The 10,471-nt window shown below is 27.6% G+C and carries 12 protein-coding genes and 1 pseudogene; 11 read left to right on the top strand and 2 right to left on the bottom strand.

Going from position 1 to position 10,471, the window contains the following annotated elements; translation table 11 throughout:
* Positions 1 to 445, top strand: a pseudogene (locus tag JG677_RS00810) (hypothetical protein); the annotation flags it as partial.
* Here the strand turns inward: JG677_RS00810 and sppA are convergent.
* Both sppA and mqnF read right to left on the bottom strand, forming a co-directional pair.
* Positions 442 to 1,329 carry a signal peptide peptidase SppA gene (sppA, locus tag JG677_RS00805; protein ID WP_200284669.1) on the bottom strand — a complete coding sequence of 296 codons (888 nt, stop codon included), beginning with the start codon at positions 1,327 to 1,329 and terminating at the stop codon, positions 442 to 444. The pseudogene JG677_RS00810 and the gene sppA sit on opposite strands and share 4 nt — an antisense overlap.
* The gene (gene mqnF, locus JG677_RS00800) at positions 1,317 to 2,546 is read right to left on the bottom strand and encodes an aminofutalosine deaminase family hydrolase (protein WP_200284667.1); all 1,230 of its coding nucleotides are present in this window, start codon (positions 2,544 to 2,546) and stop codon (positions 1,317 to 1,319) included. Before mqnF ends, sppA begins: the two co-directional genes overlap by 13 nt.
* A gap of 90 nt (positions 2,547 to 2,636) precedes the next feature.
* Between mqnF and aroQ the strand changes: the two genes are divergently transcribed.
* From aroQ to mnmA, 10 genes are read left to right on the top strand one after another with little or no spacing between them, the layout of a single operon-like run.
* A complete protein-coding gene (gene aroQ, locus JG677_RS00795) occupies positions 2,637 to 3,116 on the top strand; it encodes a type II 3-dehydroquinate dehydratase (RefSeq protein ID WP_200169211.1) in 480 nt (159 codons plus the stop codon).
* Positions 3,103 to 3,576 carry a 2-amino-4-hydroxy-6-hydroxymethyldihydropteridine diphosphokinase gene (folK, locus tag JG677_RS00790; protein WP_200169210.1) on the top strand — a complete coding sequence of 158 codons (474 nt, stop codon included), beginning with the start codon at positions 3,103 to 3,105 and terminating at the stop codon, positions 3,574 to 3,576. The genes aroQ and folK overlap by 14 nt, the downstream gene beginning before the upstream one ends.
* 11 nt (positions 3,577 to 3,587) lie before the next feature.
* Positions 3,588 to 4,961 carry a flagellar biosynthesis protein FlhF gene (gene flhF, locus JG677_RS00785; protein ID WP_200169209.1) on the top strand — a complete coding sequence of 458 codons (1,374 nt, stop codon included), beginning with the start codon at positions 3,588 to 3,590 and terminating at the stop codon, positions 4,959 to 4,961.
* Positions 4,954 to 5,820, top strand: a complete 867-nt coding sequence (gene flhG, locus JG677_RS00780; RefSeq protein ID WP_200169208.1) for a flagella biosynthesis ATPase FlhG — start codon at positions 4,954 to 4,956, stop codon at positions 5,818 to 5,820. The genes flhF and flhG overlap by 8 nt, the downstream gene beginning before the upstream one ends.
* Before the next feature lie 13 nt (positions 5,821 to 5,833).
* Positions 5,834 to 6,190 (top strand): hypothetical protein, encoded by a 357-nt coding sequence (locus JG677_RS00775; RefSeq protein WP_200169207.1) that lies wholly within the window; start codon positions 5,834 to 5,836, stop codon positions 6,188 to 6,190.
* Positions 6,171 to 6,863, top strand: coding sequence for an RNA polymerase sigma factor FliA (locus JG677_RS00770; RefSeq protein WP_200169206.1), 693 nt, complete (start codon positions 6,171 to 6,173; stop codon positions 6,861 to 6,863). Before JG677_RS00775 ends, JG677_RS00770 begins: the two co-directional genes overlap by 20 nt.
* Entirely contained in the window at positions 6,863 to 7,948 is a 1,086-nt protein-coding gene (gene fliM, locus JG677_RS00765; protein ID WP_200169205.1) for a flagellar motor switch protein FliM, read from the top strand. The genes JG677_RS00770 and fliM overlap by 1 nt, the downstream gene beginning before the upstream one ends.
* On the top strand, positions 7,945 to 8,781 hold the full coding sequence (fliY, locus tag JG677_RS00760) for a flagellar motor switch protein FliY (RefSeq protein ID WP_200169204.1): 837 nt from the start codon (positions 7,945 to 7,947) through the stop codon (positions 8,779 to 8,781). The genes fliM and fliY overlap by 4 nt, the downstream gene beginning before the upstream one ends.
* Positions 8,778 to 9,383: a TIGR00730 family Rossman fold protein gene (locus tag JG677_RS00755; RefSeq protein WP_200169203.1), complete on the top strand. Its 606-nt coding sequence runs from the start codon at positions 8,778 to 8,780 to the stop codon at positions 9,381 to 9,383. The genes fliY and JG677_RS00755 overlap by 4 nt, the downstream gene beginning before the upstream one ends.
* Entirely contained in the window at positions 9,380 to 10,396 is a 1,017-nt protein-coding gene (gene mnmA / locus JG677_RS00750; RefSeq protein ID WP_200169202.1) for a tRNA 2-thiouridine(34) synthase MnmA, read from the top strand. Before JG677_RS00755 ends, mnmA begins: the two co-directional genes overlap by 4 nt.
* The last annotated feature ends 75 nt before the right edge of the window (positions 10,397 to 10,471 follow it).

Raw genomic sequence — 10,471 nt, 5'->3', positions numbered from 1 at the left:
CTTACAAAGTCTTGGTAAAAATAAAGGAGATGTTATAAATGATAATGCTTCAATCACACAAAAGCTTAATTTTTTAATTGATAAAGATGTTGATAAAGATGGAAAAATAGAACTTGGAGAGGAAAAATCTAAAAGCAATAGAGAATTATTAAGCGAACTTAGAGAAAGTTTAAATGGAACTCAAAAAGTTACCGATAGAATAGACCCTCAAAAAATAAATAAAGAAGAACAAAAGGATAAAATCAAAACAAATGACAATAAAGAAGATTTACTCAAAAAAGCACAAGAAAAAGGTTTAAATGCATTAAATGCAGCTGAGCAAGAAAAATTAAAAATGCAAAACCCTAAAGAATTTGAAAAATTACAAGAAAAATCTTTGCAAAATTTAAGCTTAAATTTAAACAAAGATTTTAATCAAATAAAACTTATAGATAAACTGGTCTAAAAGGTATTTAAATTTATACCTTTTAGAGTATTACTTAAAGTCTTACTTATAAAACTTGAACTTTCAACACTTAATTTTTCTAAAAATTTATCTAATTTATCTTCTTCTTTCCAAATAGGATTTTTAATTCCTGCTAAATGTTCTAGCTCTTTTTTAGCACTCTCATAATCACTAAGTTCATCAATAAGCTTTAAATCTTTTGCTTCTTTAGCTAAAAATACTCTTGCATTAGCCCAAGCATCTTTTTTGTCAAGATTTAAATCACGCTCTTTTGCCACAAAACCTGTAAAAAGATCATAGCTTTGATTGATTAAATTTTGTAAATATTTTTTTTCTTCAATAGTCCAAGCCCTTGTAAAAGTTCCAGCACTTTTAAATTCTCCAGCTTGCAAACTTTGCTCTTTAATGCCAAGCGTATTTGCTAACTCGCTTATATCTATTCCTTGCATAATAACACCAATTGAACCTATAAAACTTGCAGGATTAGCTAAAATTTTATTTGCACTTGCTCCTGCTAAATAACTTCCACTTGCCATAGTTCCGCTTGCATAAACAATTACAGGTTTTTTCTCTTTTAAATTTTTAATAGCTAAAGCAAGCTCCATACTTGGTGCAAAAGATCCACCTGGAGAATCTATAACAAAAAGTACTCCTTTTATATTGTCGTTATTTTTTGCATTGATAATCCTTTCTAAAACCTTTGAACTATCAAAAATTTCTCCTTTTAAATCAATACGTTCTAAATTTGCAAAACTTGATTTTGAAGTAGAATTTGACATAAAAATCAAAAAAACAATAAATAAAAAAACAAAAGTTTTAAAATAGGTATTAATAAATTTAATAACATTTCCAATAAATTTAAACAAACACTTTAAAATTTGCATTCTTTTCCTTTAATAAATAATTTTTCAACGTATTTTGCATTAAGAATAAACTGCAAAGGCAATTGTGAATTTTCACATTCTTCAACTTCAAAAAGACTAAAATCAGCACTTTTTCCAACCTTAATTTCACCTAGATTTAAATTTAAAGCTTTAGCTGGATAAAGTGTTGTCATTAAAATAAGTTTTTTTGATAATTCTAAAAGATTGAAATCTTTATGTATAAGTAAATTAGCACGCATTTCATCTAACATAGATAAAGAGATATTTGAACTTAATCCATCTGTACCAAGATGAATATTTAAACCACTTTTTAAAGCTTGCTTTAAATTTAAACTCCTTGTGCTTAAAAGACGATTTGAAAAAGCACAATGTGTTATAGAATGCAAATTTATATCCAAATTTTTCCATTCTTTTAAATAAACACAATGAGTAAAAAGTGTTCTTACTTCTTTAAAAAGTTTTAAAAAATTATCCACATTATAAAGCGGTGCTGGATTAGAAGTAAAATTTTTTAAATAGTTTTTAAATTTCCCTTTTGCAAATCTTAACCAAAAATTTTCAATCTTACTTTCTAATAAATGAGTGCTAACAAGTAAATTTTGCTTCTTTGCCAAATCAAGAGCAAATTTAGCAAGCTTTGGGTGAGTAGAATAAGCAGAATGGATTGAAATTGCTGGGATAAATAGCTCGCTTTTATATTTTAATGCATCTTGAAATCTTTTTAAAAAATCTTCTTTTTTATTAGGAATTTGACTTTCGCTAACGCCTAAAATCTCATTAAAAAATATTATACGCATTCCTTCTTCACTTGCTTTAACGCAAGGTTTTAAATCGCTTCCAAAACTTGAAATTTCGCCTATAGTCGCTGTCCCTGTTTTACGCATCCAATTTAGCTTTTCTAAAATCAAATTATCTTTAGCTTCTTTGCTAAGTTCGTCTCTTGAATTAATAACACTTTTTAACCAAATTAAAAATTCTCCAAAATGTAAAGTATAAGAATTTGCACTAAATTCTAAATGAGTATGAGGATTGATAAAAGAAGGAAGCAAAAGAGTATGTTTGTGAGACTTTATGAGTTCTGCTTTAGGATATTTTTTTTGCAAGGTTTCTAAAGAATCTATAGCAATAATTTGTTCATTAAAAGCCAAAGCTTTTTTTTCTAAAATACTGAATTTTTCATTGCATAAAAATATTTTATCACTATAAATTATTTTCATACTTTCCTTTCAAAATTATAATTGTAACAAAAATTTATTTTAAAATGTTATAATATTAAATTAAAGAATTTAACTTTTAAGGTTTAAACTATGAAAATAATGGTAATTCAAGGACCAAATATCAATATGTTAGGTCTTAGAGAAGTTGGAGTTTATGGCTTAATGAAAATGGATGAAATTCATGAGCAAATGAAAATTGCTGCTTCTCAAAATAATGTTGAGCTTGATTTTTTTCAAAGCAATTTTGAAGGTGAAATTGTAGATAAAATTCAAGAGTGTTTAGGTGTATTTGATGGCATTATTATAAATGCTGCGGCATACTCTCATACTTCTATTGCGATTCGAGATGCAATTGCTGGAGTTGGCTTACCAACTATAGAAGTTCATATTTCTAATATTTATCGCAGAGAAGAATTTAGACAAAAAAGCCTTTTAAGTCCTGTTTGTTCAGGAAGTATAGTAGGTTTTGGACCTTTTGGATATCATCTTGCCTTAATGGGTGTTTTACAAATTTGTGATCAAATTCAAAAAATTAAAGAGCAACAAAACCAACAAAATGTTAAAAATTAATGGAGCAATGCGCTTTGAAAAAAGTCGCTTTTTTCCTTATTGTAATAAAGGGGTAATTAAACAAAAATATTATGCTTTTATAGGTCTTGGAAGCAATATAGAACCTGAAAAAAAACGTTTTGATATTTTTTTTAGAAAACTTCTAGATGATAAAAGAATTAAGATTTTAGCTACCTCTCCTTTTTTAATTAATAAAGCATTTGGATTTACAGAGCAAAAAGATTTTACAAATGCTATAATGATTATTGCAACTAATTTGCACGCGAGAGCTCTTTTAAAAATTTTACTTTATTATGAGTTAAAATTTAAACGAAAAAGAACTTTTAAAAATGCTCCAAGAACTTTAGACCTTGATCTTTTATATTTTTCACAAAAAGTAAGAAAAGATTCTTGGTGTGAGGTTCCTCATATTGGAGTAAAAGATAGAATAAGTGTGATTTTGCCTATGGGCTTATTATAAAGGAAAAATTAATGGGACAACTTATCCATACCTTTACCGTTGAAGATACTGAAGAAATTATACCTAAAGTCAAGCAAGACTATGGAGATAAAGCTTTAATTATAACCAATAAACAAATAAGGCCAAAAACCATTAATCGCAAAGGGATTTATGAGGTAATGGTAGCCATAGAAGAATCAGACTATGAAGAACATCTTAAAAAAATGGGTAAAACTTTACCAAATAAACAAACTAAACAAGCTAATTCTTATCAAAATCAAAAAATAGAACAATCAAAAATTTCAAAGAAGTTAGAAGATGAAGATGTAGTTTTGGATTTTTCATCCAATCTAAAAACTCAACCTATAAAAGAAAAATTTCCAAAAAATAATCTTGAAAATATTAAAGAAAAATTATCAGAAGTTAGCAGTGAAATTTCAAAAGTAACTAATACACCTTTACCAAACTATGAGGTGACTCCAAATTACAATAAAAAAATAGAATCATTTGAAAAGCAAATCAATAAACTTAATGATAAAATGAATTTGCTTGTTGATATGATGTGGGATGATAAAGCTGAAGCAAGAAAAAATCTTGTTATACCGCCAGAATTTGCCAGTATTTATAAACAAGCTAAAGAAAGCGGTATGAAAGAAGAACATTTAGAAGCTATTATGAAAGCAACTATTGAAAATATGCCAACAGCTATGAAAACCAATAAAGAAGCTGTGCAAAAATATTTTTATTCACTTTTACGCAGTATTTTGCCTTGTCGTGTAGAAAGTGAAATTAAAAAACAAAAAATTATGATGTTAGTAGGCCCAACAGGAGTTGGAAAAACCACAACTTTAGCGAAGCTTGCTTTTCGCTATGCTTATGGAGATAAACGCTATAAAACCGGAATTATTACTTTAGATACTTATAGAATTGGAGCCGTGGAACAATTATTTCAATATGCAAAAATGATGAAATTGCCTATTATTGATAGCATAGAACCAAAAGATTTGGATGAAGCTATTAAAAGCCTAAATAATTGCGAAGTGATTTTAGTTGATACCATAGGAAATTCTCAATATGATCAAAATAAGTTAGCAAAAACCAAAGAATTTTTATCTCATTCTAATGCACAAATTGATGTGAATTTGGTAATTTCAGCTAATACAAAACATGAAGATTTGATCGAAATTTATAAAAATTTTTCTTTTTTAAATATCGATACACTTATTATTACAAAATTTGATGAAACAAAGGTTTTTGGTAATATTTTTTCTTTAATTTATGAAACAAATATTCCTCTTAGTTTTTTTTCTATAGGTCAAGAAGTTCCTGATGATTTAGAAGTTGCAAATAGCGACTTTTTAGTGCGTTGTATTTTAGAAGGATTTAAAGGAAAAGCAAGTGAATAATCAAGCTAATAAATTAAAAAATTTAATGAATGAAAATGGAAAAAGAAAATCCAAAAATACACATTTTATTTCAATTACAAGCGGAAAAGGTGGAGTAGGTAAAAGTACAATAAGTGCTAATTTAGCAAATGTTTTAGCTTCTAATAACTATAAAGTAGGTCTTTTTGATGCAGATATAGGCTTAGCAAATTTAGATGTAATTTTAAATATACGTATTCAAAAAAATCTTTTGCATGTTTTAAAAGGCGAATGTTCCTTAGAAGATATTTTAATAGAAGTAAAACCAAATTTATGGCTTATACCTGGAGAAAGCGGGGATGAAATATTAAAATATAATGATAAAAATATTTATGAAAGATTTTTAAATCAAACAAGTATTTTAGATGAGCTTGATTTTTTGATTATTGATACAGGAGCAGGAATTGGAGGTAATATTTTAAATTTTTTAGAAATGTCAGATGAAGTTATAATTGTAACTGTTCCCGATCCAGCAGCAATTACTGATGCTTATGCAACTATTAAAACCACCTCTAAAACTAAAGAAAACTTATTAATGATTTTTAATATGGTTAAAAATGAAAATGAGGGATTAAAAGTCTTTGAAAATATTAAAAAAGTTGCTGATGCAAATATAAAAAATCCTTTAAAATTAGAATTTTTAGGATTTTTATCAAATAGTAAGGATGTAAGTTCAAGTATCAAAAAAAGAACTTTATTTACTGATGATAATACAAACTCAAGTGATGAGCTTAAAGCTCTTGCTTCAAAGCTTTTATATAGATTGGAACAAAAAGTGCTTAACAATGTCTCAAATAGAAGTTTTTCAAATTTCTTTAGAAAAATTATAGAAAGATTTTAACAAAAGAGAAAATATGAGAACTGAAAATTACGTAGCATTTTTTACTGTTTGTGGTTTTTTTATAGGACTTTCATTTAGCGTTATTAGTGTAGATGAAGCTTTTGATATTATTTTATTTACATGCTTTATTACTTTTGCTTTTTATATTTTTGCACATATTGCTATAATGAATTTTATTGATATTAAAAAAATTAGCGGTCGTATTTTTAATAAAAATGATTATGAAAAAACCAGCAATAATATTATCAATGATTTAATTATTCGCGAGAAAAAAATGGATATAATTTTAGAAAAACTTAATCAGGAAAGAGAAAGTCTTAAAAAGAATGATCCAAAGGAAAGACGTAAAAATGCTAAAAAAGCCGCCTAAAGCTTATGAGCAAATAATTAAAAAAGAACAAGATGATCTTGTTGTAGCTTATATGCCTGCTTTACGTGCTATGGCTTTTAAACTCAAAGAAAAACTCCCTTCAAGCATAGATGTTAATGATTTAATTAGCACCGGTGTTGAAGAAATGATTAAACTTTCACGCAGATATAATAAAGAACAAAATGATAATTTTTGGGGTTTTGCAAGAAAAAGAGTAAATGGATCTATGCTTGATTATTTAAGAAGCTTAGATGTAATGAGTCGTAATAATAGAAAGATTATTAAGAGTATTGATAATCTCATAGATGAATACTATCAAGAATACGAAAGTGAGCCTGATGATGAATACTTGGCTAAAAAATTAGATCTTGATATAGAAAAAGTTAGAGAAGTAAGAACTGCTCATGCAATAAGCTATACCCTTCCTTTAGATGAACAAATTGAACTTTATAATGAAGATAATACTTTAGAAAAAATTGAAAAAGATGAACTTTTAGAAAAAATTAATGAAATTTTAGAAGGTTTAAAAGAACGCGATCAGTTAATAATTCAACTTTACTATTATGAAGAGCTCAATCTTAAAGAAATAAGTGAAATTTTACAAATTAGCGAAAGTAGAATTTCTCAAATTCACAAAAAACTTCTTAAAAAAATAAGAGAAAGGCTTGCTTAATGGCTGAAATACTTTCTCAAGAAGAAATTGATGCTCTACTTGAAGTTGTAGATGATAATACGGATACTCCAGTATCTTCTAATAATAAAGAAGATAAAGAAGAAAGAAATATAGTCGTTTATGACTTTAAAAGGCCTAATAGAGTTTCTAAGGAACAATTAAGAACAATTAAAGGTATTCATGATAAATTAGCAAGAAATCTTGCTTCTCAAATTTCATCTATGATGAGAAGTATAGTAGAAACTAAACTTCACTCCGTTGATCAAATGACTTATGGTGAATTTTTAATGTCTTTACCGAGTCCAACAAGCTTTAATGTTTTTTCTATTAAACCTTTAGATGGTAATTGCGTTTTAGAAATTAATCCAAGTATTGCTTTTCCAATGATCGATAGACTCTTGGGGGGTCAAGGAGATAGCTACGAAGCTTCACGTGAGCTTACAGATATAGAGCTTAATTTATTGGATTCTATTTTGCGTATTATTATGCAAAGACTCAAAGAAAGTTGGGCAAGTGTTACTGAAATTTATCCTAGTATCGAAGCAAAAGAATCTAGCCCGAATGTAGTTCAAATAGTTTCTCAAAATGAAATTGTTATTATGGTTGTAATGGAGATTATTATAGGAAACTCAAGTGGTATGGTAAATATTTGCTATCCAGTTGTGCATTTAGAATCTATTCTTTCTCGTTTGGCAAATCGTGATATTATGATGGGAGAAACCTCAGCTAAAAAATCTCGCAATAAAGAATTAAAAACTCTTATTGGTCGTGCTGAAGTTGTTTATGAAGCTATTTTAGGAAAAACATTAATTAGTGTGCATGAATTTTTAGAGCTTAATCAAGGAGATATTTTACGCCTTGATAGAGAGGCAGATGATAAAGCAATAGTTTGCATTGATAAAAAAGAAGTTTTTTTAGCACAAATTGGTTTGCATCGTTTTAGAAAATCAATTAAAATTTTAGAACTTATCAGAACCGACAAAGATGAAATTAAAGAGATTCTCGAAAAATATGAAGAAGAAAGAAAAGCAAAAGCTAATGTTTATGATCAAGAAGAAACTCAGGAAGAGGAAGAAGAAATATGATTGATGAATTTTTAAAACTATTTACAAATGAATGTATAAGCACAATAGAAGGTTTAACAGGAAAAAGCGCAGAATTTAGCGAATATAAAGAATTTGATATTTCAACTCAAGATACTCTAAAACCTCCTTTAGTATATGTAGATTTTAATATGAACCCAACAGGTAAAATAGGAATTCTAGCTAGTGCTGTTTTAATGAGTGCAATTGGTGAATGGATGATGGGGGAAGAAGAAATCACCAAAAATGATCAACTCGGTGATGATGAAATGGATGCAGCTAAAGAAGCTATACAAAATATTATTTCGGCTTTCTCTACAAGCTTAGGAGCACAAAAAGAAATTCCGAAATTAGAATTTAATTTTAATTCTTGTAAATTTAATTCTGATCAGCCAGAACTTAAAGATTTTATTAAAGTTTATCTTTATGATGTAAAAATAGAAGATTTAAACGAACAAATCTCTTTAGTAATGGATAAAAGCTTTTATAATTTACTCACGAAAAAAGAAGATGATAGTACCGATAGTGTAGAAAATTCTAAAGACAACGATAAAAAAATCGCACTAAGCGAAGAACTTAGAAATATTAATCTTATTATGGATGTAAGACTTCCAGTACGTGTGCGTATAGGTAATAAAAAAATGCTTTTAAAAGATGTTTTAACTATGGATATAGGTTCTGTTGTAGAGCTTAATCAATTGGCTAATGATCCTTTAGAAATTTTAATTGGAGAAAAAAGAATTGCCTATGGAGAAGTTGTTATAGTTGATGGAAATTTTGGAGTTCAAGTAACTGAAATAGGAAGCAAAAAAGAAAGATTAGAACAACTTAAATGAAAAATGTAAAACTTGATATTGAAAAATTTGAAAATATCCCTAATTTTCAAAAAGCTGTAACTTTTTTTGGTTCAGCAAGATTGAAAGAGGATAATATTTATTATAAAAAAGCCAAAGAATTAGCACAAAAGTGTGTTGAAAATGATTTTTGTGTTATTAGTGGTGGAGGTGGAGGAATTATGAAAGCAGCCAACGAGGGCGCTTTTAAAAATAAAAATAATAAAATTCCTATACAATCTGTAGGTTTTAATATTTTCTTACCTTTTGAACAAAAACTTAATGATTTTATAGAGTATAATATCACTTTTAAGAGCTTAGCCATACGCAAAATGGCTCTTATTCAAAAGAGTCTAGCTTTTGTGATCTTCCCAGGCGGCTTTGGAACCTTAGATGAATTATGTGAAATAATTACATTAAAACAACTCGGTTTTAAAAAAGATGTTCCTATTATTTTATTTGGGAAAGATTTTTGGCAAAGCTTTGATGAATTCGTCAGAAATTCTTTGCTTGAATGTAATCTTATTACAAAAGGAGATGAGTTAAAGTATAAAATCACTGACGACTTAGATTTTATCATTCAAACTTTAAAGGAACAATTATGAAAATTCTAGTCGCAATGAGTGGAGGAGTAGATAGCTCAGTAACTGCTTATAAACTTAAAAATTTAGGTCATGAAGTAATAGGATGCTATATGAAGCTTCATGGAAAACCAAATTATCACGAAGACAATATCAAAAAAGTTCAAAAAGTAGCAAATTTTTTAAATATTCCTTATCATATTTTAGATTTACAAGAGGATTTTAAAAATAAAGTCTATATGCCATTTGTTAATACTTATAAAGAAGGAAAAACACCTAATCCTTGTGCTTTATGTAATCGTTTTATTAAACTTGGAAAACTTTTAGAATTTGCCAAAAGCTTAGGTTGTGAAAAACTTGCTACGGGACATTATGCAAGAATTGAAAATGGATATATTAAAGTAGCTTTTGATGAAAGTAAAGATCAAAGTTATTTTTTAGCTAATGCTGATAAAGAGGCTCTAAAATATCTTATATTTCCTCTTGGAGAAATGAAAAAAGAAGATGTTAAAGCTTTTGCTTCTACCATAGAAGAATTAAAATCATTTGCAACCCAAAAAGAAAGTTCTGAAATTTGTTTTGTTGAAGATACTTATATTAAAGTTTTAGATCAATTTATGGATACAAAAATACCAGGAGAAGTTTTAAATAGTAGCGGGAAAGTTATAGGAAAACACGAAGGCTATATGCACTATACCATAGGAAAAAGAAGAGGATTTGAAGTACGCGGAGCACATGAACCTCATTTTGTTTTAAAAATAAAACCAAAAGAAAATCAGATAATAGTAGGCACAAAAGAAGAGCTTAAAGTTAGTAATTTTAATCTAAAAAATATTAATCTTTTTATAGAAGCTAAAGAGCTTGATTGTGCAGTAAAAATTCGTTATCGTTCTAAATCAACACCTTGTAAAGTAATTATCAATGATGATAAAAGTGCTAATATAATTTTACACGAACCAGTTTATGGTTTAGCAAGTGGACAAATGGCTGTATTTTATGACAATGATAAAGTCATAGCTAGTGGCTTTATAGAATAATTTTGTAATTATCTTAAAAAGATAATTACAATAACTTTATCAAAAATCTAATAATAAATTTATATTTATTAGACT

This window comes from Campylobacter sp. TTU-622, assembly GCF_016598965.1.
Lineage (GTDB): Bacteria > Campylobacterota > Campylobacteria > Campylobacterales > Campylobacteraceae > Campylobacter_D.
Note: the sequence above shows the minus strand (reverse complement) of the source record. Positions and strands in the feature narration are given on the sequence as shown.